13 protein-coding genes are annotated in these 17,023 nt (G+C 64.2%); 12 read left to right on the plus strand and 1 reads right to left on the minus strand.

Going from position 1 to position 17,023, the window contains the following annotated elements; translation table 11 throughout:
• Positions 1-15 precede the first annotated feature (15 nt).
• From ACX3PH_RS14465 to rpsA, 4 genes are all read left to right on the plus strand, one after another.
• On the plus strand, positions 16-1,677 hold the full coding sequence (locus tag ACX3PH_RS14465; protein ID WP_459093390.1) for a DUF885 domain-containing protein: 1,662 nt from the start codon (positions 16-18) through the stop codon (positions 1,675-1,677).
• A complete protein-coding gene (locus ACX3PH_RS14470; RefSeq protein WP_459093391.1) occupies positions 1,677-2,333 on the plus strand; it encodes a DUF4166 domain-containing protein in 657 nt (218 codons plus the stop codon). The genes ACX3PH_RS14465 and ACX3PH_RS14470 overlap by 1 nt, the downstream gene beginning before the upstream one ends.
• Positions 2,330-3,286: an epimerase gene (locus tag ACX3PH_RS14475; protein WP_459093392.1), complete on the plus strand. Its 957-nt coding sequence runs from the start codon at positions 2,330-2,332 to the stop codon at positions 3,284-3,286. Before ACX3PH_RS14470 ends, ACX3PH_RS14475 begins: the two co-directional genes overlap by 4 nt.
• A 183-nt stretch (positions 3,287-3,469) precedes the next feature.
• Positions 3,470-4,921: a 30S ribosomal protein S1 gene (gene rpsA / locus ACX3PH_RS14480; RefSeq protein ID WP_459093393.1), complete on the plus strand. Its 1,452-nt coding sequence runs from the start codon at positions 3,470-3,472 to the stop codon at positions 4,919-4,921.
• Positions 4,922-4,978: 57 nt separating this feature from the next.
• Here rpsA and ACX3PH_RS14485 read toward each other — a convergent pair whose 3' ends face one another.
• The gene (locus ACX3PH_RS14485; protein ID WP_459093394.1) at positions 4,979-5,566 is read right to left on the minus strand and encodes a DUF4126 domain-containing protein; all 588 of its coding nucleotides are present in this window, start codon (positions 5,564-5,566) and stop codon (positions 4,979-4,981) included.
• Between the two features lie 42 nt (positions 5,567-5,608).
• Between ACX3PH_RS14485 and coaE the strand changes: the two genes are divergently transcribed.
• From coaE to gap, 8 genes are all read left to right on the plus strand, one after another.
• Entirely contained in the window at positions 5,609-6,226 is a 618-nt protein-coding gene (gene coaE / locus ACX3PH_RS14490) for a dephospho-CoA kinase (protein WP_459093395.1), read from the plus strand.
• Between the two features lie 55 nt (positions 6,227-6,281).
• Positions 6,282-8,345: an excinuclease ABC subunit UvrB gene (gene uvrB, locus ACX3PH_RS14495; RefSeq protein ID WP_459093396.1), complete on the plus strand. Its 2,064-nt coding sequence runs from the start codon at positions 6,282-6,284 to the stop codon at positions 8,343-8,345.
• A 105-nt stretch (positions 8,346-8,450) separates the two neighbouring features.
• Positions 8,451-11,318, plus strand: coding sequence for an excinuclease ABC subunit UvrA (uvrA, locus tag ACX3PH_RS14500; RefSeq protein ID WP_459093397.1), 2,868 nt, complete (start codon positions 8,451-8,453; stop codon positions 11,316-11,318).
• Between the two features lie 6 nt (positions 11,319-11,324).
• Complete coding sequence (gene uvrC / locus ACX3PH_RS14505; protein WP_459093398.1) at positions 11,325-13,232, plus strand: excinuclease ABC subunit UvrC; 1,908 nt, start codon at positions 11,325-11,327, stop codon at positions 13,230-13,232.
• An 89-nt stretch (positions 13,233-13,321) separates the two neighbouring features.
• Positions 13,322-14,197 carry an RNase adapter RapZ gene (gene rapZ / locus ACX3PH_RS14510; RefSeq protein ID WP_459093399.1) on the plus strand — a complete coding sequence of 292 codons (876 nt, stop codon included), beginning with the start codon at positions 13,322-13,324 and terminating at the stop codon, positions 14,195-14,197.
• A gap of 70 nt (positions 14,198-14,267) precedes the next feature.
• Positions 14,268-15,248, plus strand: a complete 981-nt coding sequence (gene whiA, locus ACX3PH_RS14515) for a DNA-binding protein WhiA (RefSeq protein ID WP_459093400.1) — start codon at positions 14,268-14,270, stop codon at positions 15,246-15,248.
• Between the two features lie 65 nt (positions 15,249-15,313).
• Positions 15,314-15,940, plus strand: coding sequence for a superoxide dismutase (locus ACX3PH_RS14520; protein ID WP_459093401.1), 627 nt, complete (start codon positions 15,314-15,316; stop codon positions 15,938-15,940).
• A 62-nt stretch (positions 15,941-16,002) separates the two neighbouring features.
• A complete protein-coding gene (gene gap / locus ACX3PH_RS14525; RefSeq protein ID WP_459093402.1) occupies positions 16,003-17,007 on the plus strand; it encodes a type I glyceraldehyde-3-phosphate dehydrogenase in 1,005 nt (334 codons plus the stop codon).
• Positions 17,008-17,023 lie beyond the last annotated feature (16 nt).

Raw genomic sequence — 17,023 nt, forward strand, 5'->3', positions numbered from 1 at the left:
CAATAGGCTGGCGGCATGACAGATCCGAGGACGCCGAGCAAGATCGATGCCATCGCCGAGGGCTGGGTGCGCACCATGACCGAGCTTGATCCGACGATCGCCACCTACATCGGAGTGCCGGGAAAGCTCGGCGAGTACGGCGACTACTCGCCGGCAGGCCACCAGGCCTTCGCGGATGCCCGTAAGAAGGTCCAGCGCAAGCTGAAAGCCGCAGACGCGATCGACAGTGTCGATGAGGTCACCAAGACCGACCTATTGGCCGAGTTGGGGCTTGCCGACGAGTTCCACGCAGCGAAGCTGCACCTGCGGGACCTCAACGTGCTCGCTTCCCCCGCGCAGGAGATTCGCGAAGTCTTCGACCTCATGCCGAACGAGACTGTCGAGGACTGGACCGACATCTCGGGTCGCCTGAACACCCTTCCCACTGCCATCGAGCAGTACATCGAGACGCTTCGGCAGGGCATCGCCGACGGCGTGGTGCCGGCACGCCGCCAAGTCCTCGCGGTGATCGAGCAGACCACCCGGCACGCATCGCCCGAAGGGTTCTTCCCCAAGTTCATTGACTCCGCACCTGAAAGCGTTCCGGATTCGCTGCGCTCCGACCTGGGGCGTGGTGCCACAGCGTCGTCGTCGGCGTACCAGCGGTTGACCGACTTCCTCGCCGGTGAGCTGGACGCGGCGGCCACCGAGACGGACGCCGTCGGACGGGACATCTACGCCCTGCACTCCCGTGCGTTCCTGGGCACCGCCATCGACCTCGACGAGACGTACGAGTGGGGGATAGACGAACTCGCGCGGATGACCGCCGAACAGATTTCAATCGCTCACGAGATCCGCCAGGGCGCCTCAGTCGAGGAGGCGATCAGCATCCTCGACGCCGACCCGTCGAACAAGCTTCACGGCACCGACGCGCTCCAACGCTGGATGCAACAGCTCAGCGACACCGCGGTGGAGGAGCTCTCCCGTACCCACTTCGAGATTCCGGAGGAGATCAAGCGCCTCGAGTGCATGATCGCACCCACCCAGGACGGCGGCATTTACTACACCGGGCCGTCCGATGACTTCTCCCGGCCGGGCCGGATGTGGTGGTCGGTTCCCGTTGGTGAGACCGAGTTCTCCACCTGGCGCGAGACGACAACCGTCTACCACGAGGGTGTCCCAGGCCACCATCTGCAGATCGGACAGGCCGTGGTCAACCGCGGTCAGCTGAACACCTGGCGCCGCCAGCTCGCCGGCACGTCTGGTCACGCCGAGGGCTGGGCGCTCTACGCCGAGCGCCTCATGCAGGAGCTCGGCTACCTCGACGACCCGGGAACCCGCCTCGGCATGCTGGACGCCCAGCGGATGCGCGCCGCGCGCGTCGTCCTCGATCTCGGCGTGCACCTCGGCAAGCGCAGCCTCGACGGCACAGGGGAGTGGGACTTCGATTACGCGCTCGCCTTCTTCCGCTCCAACTATCACGAGACGGATGCGACCACCCGGTTCGAGGTGAACCGGTACTTCGGCTGGCCGGGCCAGGCCCCGTCGTACAAGGTGGGGCAGCGAATCTGGGAGCAATTGCGCGACGAGCGGAAAGCGCGCGACAAGAAGTCCTTCGACATCAAGGAGTTCCACCGCGAGGCACTGGCCCTCGGCGGTGTCGGGCTGGACACGCTCCGCTCCGCATTGCTCACATAGTGCTCGGCGCCGAATCGCCGTACGAAGCCGAATCGCCTTATGAACTGGCACTCGGCGAACGGATTTCGCTCTTGCATCCGCGATTGCAGGCGTATTTCCGCGGCATCCCCGGCGGTCACCACGGAGCCGGGGAAGGAACCTTCGCGACAGTGGGAACCCCGCGCCGGTGGCTGTGGCCGGTCCTTAGGGTACTCGCGCGCCAGGGCGTGCTCTTCCCGGTCTGGGAACGGGGCGTGCCGTTCACTGTGGTCAATGTCCCCACCCTGGAGGCCAACGGGAACGCCGCAGTCGTCGCAACGCGCACCTTCAAGCTTCGCGGTGGGGACCGGCACATGGTCGACGCCATCACAACGGAAGGCACCGACCTGGTCGACTACCTCGGCAATAATCGCCGGTATCGCGGACGCTTCGCCGCGTCAGTCAGCGCCGGTACCCTCCAACTGTCCATGACCAGTCTGGCGGTGCGCATCCGCACCACCTGGGTCACGGTGCCGCGCTGGATCAGCCCGACAGTGACACTGACCGAACGTTTCGATGATGAGTCCGGCCGGCAGCAGGTCGAGGTCGTCACGGCTGCGCCGTTTCTCGGCCGAATCTACGAGTATGCCGGCTCGTTCGACTACGAGCTCAGGCCGAGCGAAGGGGGCACAGCATGACCAAGCGAATCGTGATCGCCGGTGGATCCGGATTCATCGGACAGTACCTGGCGGAGGCATTCCGCGCGGACGGCGACAACGTCGCCTTCATCGGCAGGAATGGGCCGGATGCCCGCTGGGGGAGCACCGCGGCCATCACCGACCTGCTCGACGGCTCAGACCTGCTGATCAACCTTGCCGGCAAGAGCGTCAACTGCCGGTACAACTCCGCCAACCGTGCCGAGATCCTGCGATCACGGGTGGAGACCACTCGGGAGCTGGCGCGCGCTGTCGCCGACTGCGAGCATCCGCCCGCGCTGTGGGTGAACTCGTCGACCGCCACCATCTACCGCCATGCGGATGACCGGCCGATGACCGAAGCGCGCGGAGACATCGGTCGCGGCTTCTCGGTGAACGTCGCCACCGCCTGGGAGAAGGAGTTCTTCGACGCTGAACTCTCGGAAACCCGCCGCGTTGCCCTGCGTATGGCGATCGTGCTCGGTGATGGAAGCGCACTGCTCCCGCTGGCCGGGCTTGCCAGGTTCGGGCTCGGCGGTCCGCAGCTCGACGGCCATTGGTTCTCGACCGCGGAGGGACGTCGAGAGGGCACGTTCCATGAGTTCCGCACGCCAGGAGGGCGCCAGAAGTTCAGCTGGGTGCACCTCGATGACGTGCTGGGCAGCATCCGATTCCTGATGGAGCGAGACGACCTCAGCGGGGTGGTCAACGTCGCTGCCCCGAACCCCTCAGACAACCGCACCCTGATGGCGACGCTGCGCAGGGTACTGCGAGTACCGGCCGGACTTCCGGCGTTCCGCTGGATGCTCGAACTCGGGTCGATCGCCATTCGCACCGAGACCGAGCTGATCCTGAAGAGCCGGTGGGTCTTGCCGCAGCGCCTTCAGGAAGCCGGGTACGAGTTCCGGTTCCCCGAGTTGGAACCGGCGCTGGCCGACATCCTGCGACGGCATTAGCCCCACAACGCGTCATTTGCCCTTGTTAATGGGGGTGAGCTAAGCTTGAGAGTCGCATTCTGCGAAGATTCATCCGCCTGCCATGGCGAGACCTCCCCGCAACTCATCGAAGTCGGGGACACAAAACCAAGAGCACGACCTCGTCCGTGGCCCAATTTATGTCCATCCTGGAGCAACAACTACATGACAACCGTAACGACCAAGGCACCCAAGCAGGTCGCCATCAATGACATTGGATCTGCTGAAGATTTTCTGGCCGCGGTCGAAAAGACGCTGAAGTTTTTCAACGACGGAGACCTCATCGAGGGCATCGTCGTCAAGATCGACCGGGACGAGGTCCTCCTCGACGTCGGCTACAAGACCGAGGGTGTCATCCCCTCCCGCGAGCTCTCCATCAAGCACGACGTCGACCCCACCGAAGTGGTGCAGGTCGGAGATTCCGTCGAAGCCCTCGTCCTCCAGAAGGAAGACAAAGAAGGCCGCCTGATCCTGTCCAAGAAGCGCGCACAGTACGAGCGTGCCTGGGGCGACGTCGAGAAGATCAAGACCGACGATGGTGTTGTCACCGGAACGGTCATCGAGGTCGTCAAGGGCGGCCTCATCGTCGACATCGGCCTCCGTGGCTTCCTGCCGGCATCGCTCATCGAGCTTCGCCGCGTTCGCGACCTGACCCCGTACCTCGGCCAGGAGATCGAGGCGAAGATCCTCGAGCTCGACAAGAACCGCAACAACGTCGTGTTGTCGCGCCGTGCGCTGCTCGAGCAGACCCAGTCCGAGAGCCGTACGACCTTCCTCAACAACCTCGCCAAGGGCCAGGTTCGCAAGGGTGTCGTTTCGTCGATCGTCAACTTCGGTGCGTTCGTCGACCTCGGTGGAGTGGACGGCCTCGTTCACGTCTCCGAGCTCAGCTGGAAGCACATCGAGCACGCGTCGGAGGTTGTCGAGGTTGGCCAGGAGGTCACCGTCGAGATCCTCGAAGTGGACCTCGAGCGCGAGCGTGTCTCCCTGTCGCTCAAGGCGACGCAGGAAGACCCGTGGCAGGTCTTCGCCCGCACCCACGCCATCGGCCAGGTTGCACCCGGCAAGGTCACCAAGCTGGTCCCCTTCGGCGCGTTCGTTCGCGTCGCAGAGGGCATCGAGGGCCTGGTTCACATCTCCGAGCTGTCGGGCAAGCACGTCGAACTGGCGGAGCAGGTTGTCTCGGTCGGCGACGAGGTGTTCGTCAAGGTCATCGACATCGACCTGGAGCGTCGCCGCATCTCGCTGAGCCTCAAGCAGGCCAACGAGGGTGTCGACCCCGAGGGCACCGAGTTCGACCCGGCGCTGTACGGCATGCTCACCGAGTACGACGAGCAGGGTAACTACAAGTACCCGGACGGCTTCGACCCGGAGACCAACGAGTGGAAAGAGGGCTTCGAGACCCAGCGCGAGAAGTGGGAGCAGGACTACGCTGCAGCCCAGGGCCGCTGGGAAGCCCACAAGAAGCAGGTCGCCGCAGCAGCGACGCAGGTCATCGAGGACGTTCCGGCCGCATCCGGCTCATCGTTCTCCAGTGACTCTGCCGGCGTCGGCACCCTCGCAGACGACGAGGCGCTTGCCGCACTCCGCGAGAAGCTCTCCGGTGGCAACGAGTAGCAGCTAGCAACAGTTCATCAGGAAGCGGTCGGACCCCCGGGTCCGGCCGCTTCTTCGTTAACTCCTGTATGCGCGCTTTCGGGCGCGCGACACTGCCGTCCATGCCCACCAGGCGAGCAGCGGAACAGAAACGATGACCAGGATAGGCAGCAGGATGGCCAGGGCTGAGACGAACAGGCTGCCGATGTCCTCCGCGACACTCACGACTGGTGCCGCTGCGCCGGCCGTCACCGCGTTCAACACCGGGCGCGAAATCATCTTCACCACGTGGACCGCGAGCGCGAGCAGCGCCCCGACGGCGATCGGAACCCACTGGTTCGATTCGAAGAATGCGGCAGGATCCTGAACCGTCAGCGTCTCAGTGGTGGAGCCGGATCCGAAGGCGAGACCTCCCGCAGCGGGGCGAATCACCGTCTGCACCCAGTCGTTCACGCTGTCGACTATGGGTATCTTGTCGGCAAAGAACTCGATCACCAGCAGCGCGACGAGGATACCGAGAACCCATTCGTTCTCCAGCCATTGCCAGGCATCCGGCAGTTGGACGAACTCCAGGAACCGGCTCGCCAGCCCGATGGCGAGCAGCGGAATGTACGCGTTGACGCCGGCAGCAAGTGCCAGACCCGCTCCGGTCAGGAACTCAAGCATGCCAGTCGACCTCCTGCTCAGCGTGACAGTAGCATGGGCGGCGTGTATCTGATTGGTTTGACCGGCGGTATCGCCTCAGGCAAGACCGTTGTCGCCAAGAGGATGGCCGTGCATGGCGCCATTCACATCGATGCGGATGTGCTGGCCAGGCAGGTTGTCGAACCAGGGAGGCCGGCGCTGGCCCGGATTGCTGCGGAGTTCGGCTCCGAGGTCATCGCATCCGACGGCTCGCTGGATCGCGCAGCGCTCGGCTCGCTCGTGTTCGGCGACCCGGAGCGTCTCGCGAAACTCAACGCCATCACCCACCCCGCCGTCAGGGAACTCGCCGGCAAGCTGATCGCAGAAGCGGGCGAAGCCGATTCGGAAGCGATCGTCGTCTACGACGTTCCACTCCTGGTCGAGGCCTCCGTCGACAAGGCGCACCCCTTCGACCTCATCGTCGTGGTCCATGCCGACATCGATACCCGACTCGAACGACTGGAGACGCTTCGCGGACTGAGCCGCGATGAGGCAAAGCACCGGCTGAACTCCCAGGCAACCGACACAGACCGTCTCGCCATCGCCGATGTCGTCATCGACAGCAACGGCACCCTGGACGAGACGCTGGCACAGGCGGATGCCCTGTTCGAACGTGCCCGCCGAACCGCCCTTGCGCGCTGAGCGGCCGTCCACCCTGGTCGACGGCTTTGTCAGCGGTGCTGCCTAAACTGAAGTAATGCAACCGACCAGAGCCGTGCGCCCGTTCGAGGTCATCAGCGAGTACATTCCGTCCGGCGACCAGCCGGCCGCTATCGCCGAACTCGCCGCCAGGATCAACGCCGGGGAGACGGATGTCGTACTGCTCGGCGCAACCGGAACGGGCAAGTCGGCGACCACCGCCTGGCTCATCGAACAGGTGCAACGCCCCACCCTGGTGATGGCCCACAACAAGACCCTCGCCGCACAACTCGCGAACGAGTTCCGCGAACTTATGCCGAATAACGCCGTCGAGTACTTCGTCTCCTACTACGACTACTACCAGCCCGAGGCCTACGTACCCCAGACGGACACCTTCATCGAGAAGGACAGCTCGATCAACGCCGAGGTGGAGCGCCTGCGACACTCGACCACGAACTCCCTCCTCAGCCGGCGTGACGTCATCGTGGTGTCCACGGTGTCGTGCATCTACGGCCTCGGTAGCTCTGAACAATACCTGGACGCCATGATGGCGCTTCAGGTCGGCATGCGCATCAATCGCGAGGCGCTCATCCGCAAGTTCGTCTCCATGCAGTACCAACGCAACGATGTCGACTTCTCCCGCGGGAATTTCCGGGTGCGAGGCGACACCATCGAGATCATCCCGATGTACGAGGAACTCGCCATCCGCATCGAAATGTTCGGCGACGAGGTCGAGGCGCTGTACAGCCTGCATCCGCTCACCGGCGATGTCGTGAGGAAGCTGGATGCCGTCTCCGTGTTCCCCGGCTCGCACTACGTCGCCAGCCCGGACTCGATGCACCGCGCGATCGGCACCATCAAGGAGGAGCTGGCGGAGCGCCTCGGCGAGCTGGAGCGCGACGGCAAGCTCCTCGAGGCCCAGCGGCTCAGGATGCGCACCACCTTCGATCTCGAGATGATGGAGCAGATCGGTTTCTGCAGCGGCATCGAGAACTATTCGCGGCACATCGATGGGCGAGCGCCGGGGGAGGCCCCGCACTGCCTCATCGATTACTTCCCCGAGGACTTCCTGGTGGTGATCGACGAGTCGCACGTCACGGTGCCGCAGATCGGCGCCATGTACGAGGGCGACGCCTCCCGGAAGCGCACGTTGGTCGAGCACGGGTTCCGCCTGCCCAGTGCCCTCGACAACCGGCCGCTCAAGTTCTCGGAGTTCCTCGACCGGGTGGGGCAGAAGGTCTACCTGTCCGCTACACCCGGCCGCTACGAAATGGGCATCACTGACAGTGTGGTCGAGCAGATCATCCGCCCAACCGGCCTGGTCGACCCACAGATCGTCGTCAAGCCCAGCAAGGGCCAGATCGACGACCTGCTCGAGGAGATCCGCACGCGCACCGAACGCGACGAGCGCGTGCTGGTGACGACCCTGACCAAGAAGATGGCGGAGGAACTCACCGAGTTCCTGGGAGAGGCCGGCATTCGGGTTCGCTACCTCCACTCGGATGTCGACACCCTGCGCCGGGTTGAGCTGCTCACCGAGCTCCGGCAGGGCGTCTACGACGTCCTGGTCGGCATCAACCTGCTTCGGGAGGGCCTCGACCTTCCCGAAGTGTCGCTGGTGGCCATCCTCGACGCCGACAAGGAGGGTTTCCTCCGCTCATCGACGTCTCTCATCCAGACGATCGGCCGCGCCGCACGCAACGTCTCCGGAGCCGTCCACATGTACGCGGACGTGCTGACCGACTCGATGAAGATCGCCATCGAAGAGACAACCCGCCGACGGGAGAAGCAGGTCGCATACAACCTGGCCAACGGGATCGACCCGACACCGCTGCGCAAGAAAATCGCCGACATCACGGATGTTCTCGCGCGCGAGGGTGCGGACACCCAGGAACTCCTGTCCAACCGTGACGGGCGGAGGCGCTCACCCACTCCGAACCTGAGACGCGAGGGCCTCGCCGCCAGCGGGGCCAACGATCTGGAGACGATCATCCGAGACCTCAACGAGCAGATGCTGTCGGCAGCGGCCGAACTCAAGTTCGAGTTGGCCGCCCGCCTGCGCGACGAGGTTTCCGATCTCAAGAAGGAACTCCGCCAGATGGAGGCGGCTGGCCACATCTGACCCAGCCGTGCGGCGGTTTCGCTGCGTTGAGCGGATAGTATAGAACATGTGTTCGAAGCCGCCGCACCCGAAGTTGTCAGCCGAAGAGAACGTAGACTGAATCCAGTGACCATTTCCCCCGTTGACTCCGACGCGCGCCTCAGCGTTCGCGGTGCGAGAGTCCACAACCTCCGCAACGTCGACCTTGAAATACCCCGCGACTCGCTGGTCGTCTTCACCGGCCTGTCCGGCTCTGGCAAGTCGTCCCTCGCCTTCGACACCATTTTCGCGGAAGGGCAACGACGCTATGTCGAATCACTTTCCGCGTACGCCAGGCAGTTCCTGGGCCAGGTGGACCGGCCGGACGTCGACTTCATCGAGGGCCTGAGCCCCGCCGTCTCGATCGACCAGAAGTCCACCAACCGCAACCCACGCTCCACGGTGGGGACGATCACCGAGATCTACGACTACATGCGCCTGCTCTGGGCGCGCATCGGGGTGCCGCACTGCGCAGAATGCGGCGAGAGGATCTCGCGCCAGACCGTGCAACAGATCGCCGACCAGCTGATGACCCTCGAGGCCGGAACGCGGTACCAGATCGCCAGCCCGATGATCTCGCAGAAGAAAGGCGAGTTCGTCGACCTCTTCAAGGAGTTGGCGGCCAGTGGGTACTCCCGCGCCATCGTCGACGGCAAGCCGATCCAGCTGAGCGACCCGCCGATCCTCAAGAAGCAGCTCAAGCACGACATCTCGGTCATCGTCGACCGCCTGGTGGCAGCGGATGACGTACTCACCCGCCTCACCGACTCGCTCGAGACGGCATTACGCCTTACGGATGGCCTGGTTACCATCAACTTCATCGATGAGGAGGGCGACGCCGCGTGGCGCAGCTACTCCGAGAAGCTGTCGTGCCCGAACGGTCACCCCGTCCAGCTGACCGAGATCGAACCCAGGACGTTTTCGTTCAACGCACCGTTCGGCGCATGTCCGGAGTGCTCCGGGCTCGGCACCCGGATGTCGGTCGACTCTGACCTGCTGCTGGGCGACCCGGAGTTGTCGCTCGCAGAGGGTGTCATCCTGCCGTGGGCGCAATCCGGCAAGGGCCTGTACAACTACTTCCAGCGCCTCCTCGAGGGCCTGTCACGCGATCTCGGCTTCACGCTCTCCACGCCGTGGGGCAACCTGCCCGAGGATGTCCAGGAAGCGATCCTGAAGGGCAACAACTTCCAGGTCACCGTCAAGTGGAAGAACCGTTACGGGCGGGAGATGAAATACTCGACCGGTTTCGAAGGCGTCATCCCCTACATCGAGCGCAAGTACCTTGAAGCCGAGAGTGATTCCGCCCGGCAGCGGTACGCCAGCTACCTGCGAGAGATCCCGTGCCAGGTCTGCGATGGCAAGCGGCTGAAGCCAGAAGTGCTTGCGGTCACGGTCAACGACAAGAGCATTGCGGATGCCTGTGAGCTCAGTCTCACCGATGCCTTCACCTTCATGGAAGAACTGACCCTGACCGCCCGCGAGGAGCAGATCGCTGCGGCGGTACTTCGCGAGATCAGGGCGAGGCTGGAGTTCCTGCTCGAGGTCGGACTGAACTACCTGAACCTGGCGAGATCGGCCGGAACGCTGTCCGGTGGTGAGGCGCAGCGCATCCGCCTGGCCACCCAGATCGGCTCCGGCCTCACCGGCGTGCTGTACGTGCTCGATGAGCCGAGCATCGGCCTCCACCAGCGGGACAACCGCCGGCTGATCGAGACGCTGGTCAAGCTCAAGGGCCTCGGCAATACCCTCATCGTCGTCGAACATGACGAAGACACCATTCGAACCGCCGACTGGGTGGTGGACATCGGACCGGGCGCCGGTGAGCACGGCGGCATGGTCGTGCACTCGGGTTCCTACGACGAACTGCTGGCCAACACGGCATCCATCACCGGCGACTACCTCTCCGGCCGGCTGTCGATCGCAACCCCGGGGTCGCGGCGACCAGTGGACAAGGGCCGCCAGGTCACCGTGCAGGGTGCACGCGCCAACAACCTGAAGAACGTGACAGCCAGCTTCCCGCTCGGTACCCTGACCGCGGTGACCGGGGTCAGCGGTTCAGGCAAGTCCTCACTGATCAACGACGTCCTCTACAAGGTCCTCGCCAACCAGCTCAACGGTGCCAGGCAGGTCCCGGGCAAGCACAGCAGGGTCACCGGGCTCGACCAGCTCGACAAGGTCGTCCACGTCGACCAGGCGCCCATCGGCCGCACCCCGCGCTCGAACCCGGCGACCTATACGGGCGTCTTCGATCGCATCCGCAACCTGTTCGCCGAGACCATGGAGGCCAAGTCCCGCGGCTACCTCCCTGGTCGGTTCAGCTTCAACGTCAAGGGCGGCCGCTGCGAGAACTGTTCCGGCGACGGAACCATCAAGATCGAGATGAACTTCCTGCCGGACGTCTACGTCACCTGTGAAGTCTGCGGGGGAGCGCGCTACAACCGCGAAACGCTGGCGGTGCATTACAAGGGTAAGAACATCGCCGAGGTGCTCGACATGTCGATCACTGAGGCAGCGGAGTTCTTCCAGGCCATCAGCGCCATCCATCGCTACCTGCAAACCCTGGTCGACGTCGGACTCGGTTACGTGCGCCTCGGCCAGAGCGCCACGACGCTCTCCGGTGGTGAGGCCCAGCGGGTGAAGCTCGCGACCGAACTGCAGAAGCGGTCGAACGGCCGCAGCATCTACGTGCTCGACGAGCCGACCACCGGCCTCCATTTCGAGGATGTCCGGAAGCTCCTTCTGGTGCTGAACGGGCTGGTCGACAAGGGCAACACCGTGATCGTCATCGAGCACAACCTCGACGTGATCAAGTCGGCAGACTGGGTCATCGACCTGGGGCCGGAGGGTGGAGCAGGCGGTGGTGAGGTTGTGGCCATTGGAACGCCGGAGCAGGTTGCGCGCAACAAGAAGAGCCACACCGGCACCTTCCTCAAAGAAGTGCTGGCGGCCAAGTAGGCACCGATGGCCGACACCGTCAGTTATCGCCCGAAGGCGAGTGAAATTCCCACCAAACCGGGCGTGTACCGATTTCGGGACTCCAACCGTCGCGTGCTGTACGTGGGCAAGGCCAAGAACCTCCGGGCGCGCCTGAGCAACTACTTCGCCCCTCTGCAGAATCTTCACGAACGCACCAGGCGGATGGTGACAACGGCCAGTTCGGTCGAATGGACGGTGGTCGGCACCGAGTTCGAGGCCCTCCAGCTGGAGTTCACCTGGATCAAGGAGTTCAACCCGCCGTTCAACGTGCAGTTCAAGGACGACAAGTCCTACCCGTACCTGGCGATCACACTGGCGGATGACGTTCCGCGCGTCTTGGTGACCCGCAACAAGAAATTGCCGGGCGCCAGGTACTTCGGCCCGTACACCAAGGTGTGGGCGATCCGCGAAACCGTGGACCTCATGCTCAAGGCCTTCCCGATGCGCAGCTGCTCGGATGCGACCTACAAACGGGCGGAGCAGACCGGCCGCCCCTGCCTGCTGGGTGACATCGGCAAGTGTGCTGCACCGTGCGTCGGCCGCATCTCCAAAGAGGACCACAAGTCGATCGCCCTGGACTTCGCATCGTTCATGGCCGGCCAGGACACCCGTTATGTCGCAGAATTGGGCAGGCGGATGAAACAAGCGGCTGAGACCCAGGAATACGAGAATGCGGCGCGCTACCGCGACCAGCTGGCGGCACTCGAGACCGTGTTGTCGAAGAACACGATCGTGCTGGCCGACAACGTCGATGCCGACCTCTTCGGGATTGCCCACGATGAGCTGGCGGCCGCCGTCCAGTTGTTCAAGGTACGCGGCGGGCGCATCCGCGGTGTTCGCAGCTGGGTGGTCGACAAGGAACTCGACGTCGACCTGGACGAACTGGTCGAATCCGTGCTGAGGAATGCCTATGAGGGCGATGAGGTGCCCGCACGGCAGGTCGTCGTTCCCGTGATGCCCTCGGACGCAGCTGAGCTGGAACATTGGCTCGCATCGCTCAAGTGGGAACGAACAGGCAACTCCGGGCGGATCTCACTGCGGGTCGCCCAGCGCGGAGACGTCGCAGCGCTGGCCGAGACGGTGGCAACCAATGCCCGGAACGCGCTCATGCTCTACAAGACCAGGCGTACCAGCGACTTCACGGCACGCTCCCAGGCGCTGGCCGACATTCAGGAAGCACTCGGGATGGAGGAGGCACCCCTGCGGATGGAGTGCTTCGACGTCTCGCACCTGTCTGGCACCAACATCGTGGCGTCGATGGTGGTGTTCGAAGACGGGCTGGCCCGCAAAGACCAGTACCGCCGGTTCAGCATCCCCGCCTCCACTGATGACACCGACTCGATCTACCAGACGTTGTCGCGGCGACTCGCGCGGATGAACGATCCCACGGCGGAAACCGTCCAGGAACAGGGCGAAGAACCAGGCGAAGACGAAGAATCCGCCCCGGCAAAGAAGAAGTTCGCCTATCGGCCCAACCTGCTCATCGTCGACGGAGGCCAGCCGCAGGTGCAGGCCGCCGCCCGCGCCCTGCGAGATTCCGGTGTCACCGGCATCCAGCTGTGCGGCATTGCCAAGCGACTGGAAGAGGTGTGGCTGCCCGACTCCGATTACCCGGTCATCCTTCCGCGAAACAGCGATGCCATGTTCCTGATCCAGCGCATCCGCGATGAGGCTCATCGCTTCGCCATCTCCTATCAACGCCAACGCCGCAAGAAAGATGTCACCAGCGTGCTCTCCGAAGTGCCGGGTGTCGGACCGAGCCGTGTTCGAGAGTTGCTGCGCCATTTCGGCTCCGTCACCAGGCTGCGCGCGGCGACAGCCGTCGAAATCTCCCAGGTCAAGGGCATCGGGGTGGTCACCGCGGAGACGATCCATCGCTCGCTTCGCGAGTGAAACAGACCACACAGCCCCCGGACAGAGTCGCGCCGCGAAATCGGTAGGCTGGAGGAACGTCGATCAACAACGATTTGAGGCTACAGACGATGACCGATGGCACCGTCCAGCAGGAAGTGCTGATCGTCACGGGTATGTCCGGAGCAGGCAGGTCGACCGTAGGCAACGCCCTCGAAGACCTGGGCTGGTACGTCGTCGACAACCTGCCCCCGCAAATGCTGCGACCGCTGGTGGAGCTCGCCGGCCGTGCGGGAAGCAACCTGCCGAAACTCGCGGCCATCGTCGATGTGCGTGGCGGAAAGCTCTTCGCCGACCTCCACGAGATCATCGACTCGCTTCGCGGGGGAACCTCGGTTCGGGTGATCTTCCTGGAAGCCACGGATGCAGCACTCGTCCGCCGCTTTGAGCAGGTGCGCAGGCCTCATCCGCTGCAGGGCGATGGGACACTGCTCGACGGCATCTCTGCCGAACGGGCGATGACACTGGAGCTGCGGGAGTCCAGCGACATCATCATCGACACCTCCGATCTCAACATCCACCAATTGGCGACCAGCATCGCCGACACCTTCGCAGACGACGACACTCCAGGTGTCCAGGTCACTGTGCTCAGCTTCGGGTTCAAGTACGGGCTACCGGCGGATGCCGACCTGGTCGCCGACATGAGGTTCCTGCCGAACCCGTTCTGGAACCCCGACCTCCGCCCGTTCAACGGCCAGGACGAGGTCGTCAGCGAGTATGTGCTCGCCCAGGAGGGTGCCGAGGAGTTCATCGACGGCTACACCAAGGCGCTGGAGCCGGTACTGGCCGGCTACCAGCGCGAGAACAAGCGCCACGTGACCCTCGCTGTCGGATGCACCGGAGGCAAGCACCGCTCCATCGCCGTCGCCGAGGAGATGGCGAAAAGACTAAGATCGCTGCCCGGGGTAGCTGTGAACGTTCGGCACCGGGATCTGGGGCGCGAGTAACGGCTCCACCCCGCCGCTGCCACCCACTCCTCCCAGAACGACGACACGACCACACAGAAAGGGGCCCCGATTGGCTCTCACCACCGACGTCAAAGACGAACTCGCCCGCGTCGAAGTGAGCAAGACAACCGTCAGGGCTGCCGAACTGGCCACCATCCTGCGGTTCTCCGGAGGGCTGCACCTCATCTCCGGCCGCATCGCGGTCGAGTCCGAACTGGACAGCGTGCATCTCGCCCGGCGCGTGCGCAAAGACCTGGCCGAGATTTACGGCGTGCGCAGTGATGTGTCCGTCATCTCGGCCTCCGGCATCCGCAAAGCGAATCACTACCTCGTTCGCGTCGTGGAAGGCGGGGAGACGCTGGCCAGGCAGACCGGCCTGCTGGATGCGCGTCGCCGCCCCATCCGCGGGCTCCCGAACCGCCTGACCACCGGGACCAGGGAAGAACTGGCCGCCGTCTGGCGCGGGGCCTTCCTGGCCCAGGGGACACTCACCGATCCCGGCCGGTCAGCGGCCCTGGAGATCGCCTGCCCCGGCAACGAGGCCGCCATGGCGCTGGTGGGTGCTGCCGGGCGGCTGAAGGTGCCGGCCAAGGCCAGGGAGGTGCGCGGCGTTCACCGCGTGGTGATCCGCGATGGTGAAGCGATCAGCGCCATGCTCGTGCACATGGGGGCGAACGCCACCGTGCTCAGTTGGGAAGAGCTCCGACAGCGCCGCGAGGTGCGGGCGACAGCCAATCGACTGGTCAACTTCGACGACGCGAACCTTCGCCGGTCGGCCCAGGCGGCCGTCGCCGCCTGTGCGCGGGTCGAGCGGGCGCTGGAGATCCTTGACGGCGAGATGCCCGACCATCTTCGCTACGCGGGGGAGCTCCGACTGCGATTCCGTGACGCCAGCCTGGATGAGCTCGGACACCACTCCGAGCCGCCGATGACCAAGGATGCGGTCGCCGGTCGCATCCGCCGCCTGCTGGCGATGGCCGACAAGCGCGCGGAGGACCTCGGAATCCCGGGAACCGACGCGAACCTGCCACCCGAGTTTGAGGATGCATAGACTGGGGTTACCCCCGTTATCCGCGCGTTAAGTCGCGCCGGGGCCACTCAAGCAAGGAGATCTCAATGACTGATTACACGCTTCCCGAACTGCCGTACGACTACTCGGCTCTGGAACCCAGCATCAGCGGCACCATCATGGAGCTGCACCACAGCAAGCACCACCAGGCCTACGTCACCGGTGCCAACACTGCACTCGCCCAGCTGGCTGAAGCACGCGACAGCGGCAACCTGGCGAACGTCAACAAGCTGGAGAAGGACCTCGCCTTCAACCTCGGCGGCCACGTGAACCACTCCGTCTTCTGGACCAACATGTCACCGGATGGCGGCGACAAGCCAACCGGCGACCTCTCCTCGGCGATCGACGACCACTTTGGAACGTTCGACAAGTTCCAGGCACACTTCACCGCCGCCGCCATGGGCGTTCAGGGCTCCGGCTGGGCGGTACTCGCCTGGGACTCGATCGGCCAGCGCCTCATCATCCAGCAGTTCTTCGACCAGCAGGGCAACTTCGCCGCGGGGACGATTCCGCTGCTGATGCTCGACGTCTGGGAGCACGCCTATTACCTCGACTACCGCAACGTTCGTGCCGATTACGTCAAGGCATTCTGGAACATCGCCAACTGGGCAAATGTGCAGGATCGCTTCACTGCGGCACGTGAGAAGACCTCTGGGCTGCTGTTATTGTCATAGGGGTCAACGTCGCCCAGTCCCTTTAGAGTCGCGCCGAGGCGCTAAGAATTCAAGGAGTACCCATGAGCGTCAAGATCGGCATCAACGGGTTCGGCCGCATCGGTCGCAACTATTTCCGGGCAGCGCTGGCCAAGGGCAGCGACCTGGAGATTGTCGCGGTCAACGACCTGACCGATAACAAGACTCTCGCGCACTTGCTGAAATACGACTCCGTGACTGGGCGGCTCGCCGCCGACGTTGAGCTTGAGGGCGACCAGATCATCGTCAACGGCAAGCCGATCAAGGTCCTGGAAGACCGAGACCCTGCCAACCTGCCGTGGGGCGACCTGGGTGTCGACATCGTCATCGAGTCCACCGGCTTCTTCACCAAGGCGGATGATGCACGCAAGCACATCGCCGCCGGCGCCAGGAAGGTGCTCATCTCCGCACCGGCGTCGGGTGAGGACGCCACGTTCGTCATGGGCGTCAATCATGAGTCGTATGACCCTGAGAACCACCACATCATCTCCAACGCGTCGTGCACCACGAACTGCCTGGCCCCGCTGGCCAAGGTGTTCAACGACAATTTCGGGATCGAGCGTGGGCTGATGACCACGATCCACGCATACACGGCAGACCAGAACCTGCAGGATGGTCCCCACAAGGACCTCCGCCGCGCCAGGGCGGCCGCGATCAACATCGTGCCGACCTCGACGGGTGCCGCGAAGGCCATCGGCCTGGTCATGCCTGAACTCGTCGGAAAGCTCGACGGCTTCGCGTTGCGGGTGCCGGTTCCGACCGGGTCCATCACCGACCTCACCGTGACCGCGAGCCGCGCAGCGTCGGCCGATGAGATCAAGGCGGTCTACCGCGATGCGGCGAACGGCTACCTCAAGGGCATTCTGAAGTACACCGAGGACGAGCTCGTCTCCAGCGACATCGTGGGCGACCCGCACTCTTCCATCTTCGATGCCGGGCTGCTCCGCGTGATCGGCGACCAGGTCAAGCTGTCGGCTTGGTACGACAACGAGTGGGGTTACTCGACCCGACTGGTCGACCTGACCGAGTATGTCGCCGAGCGTCTCTAACGCCGAACGCCTCCAG

It is taken from the genome of Homoserinimonas sp. A520, from assembly GCF_054489245.1.

Excerpts from the sequence above, each read along its gene's own strand:
- ACX3PH_RS14465 (WP_459093390.1), top strand. The coding sequence starts at position 16 with ATGACAGATCCGAGGACGCCGAGCAAGATCGATGCCATCGCCGAGGGC.
- ACX3PH_RS14475 (WP_459093392.1), top strand. The coding sequence starts at position 2,330 with ATGACCAAGCGAATCGTGATCGCCGGTGGATCCGGATTCATCGGACAG.
- rpsA (WP_459093393.1), top strand. The coding sequence starts at position 3,470 with ATGACAACCGTAACGACCAAGGCACCCAAGCAGGTCGCCATCAATGAC.
- ACX3PH_RS14485 (WP_459093394.1), bottom strand. The coding sequence starts at position 5,566 with ATGCTTGAGTTCCTGACCGGAGCGGGTCTGGCACTTGCTGCCGGCGTC.
- uvrB (WP_459093396.1), top strand. The coding sequence starts at position 6,282 with ATGCAACCGACCAGAGCCGTGCGCCCGTTCGAGGTCATCAGCGAGTAC.
- uvrC (WP_459093398.1), top strand. The coding sequence starts at position 11,325 with ATGGCCGACACCGTCAGTTATCGCCCGAAGGCGAGTGAAATTCCCACC.
- rapZ (WP_459093399.1), top strand. The coding sequence starts at position 13,322 with ATGACCGATGGCACCGTCCAGCAGGAAGTGCTGATCGTCACGGGTATG.
- ACX3PH_RS14520 (WP_459093401.1), top strand. The coding sequence starts at position 15,314 with ATGACTGATTACACGCTTCCCGAACTGCCGTACGACTACTCGGCTCTG.
- gap (WP_459093402.1), top strand. The coding sequence starts at position 16,003 with ATGAGCGTCAAGATCGGCATCAACGGGTTCGGCCGCATCGGTCGCAAC.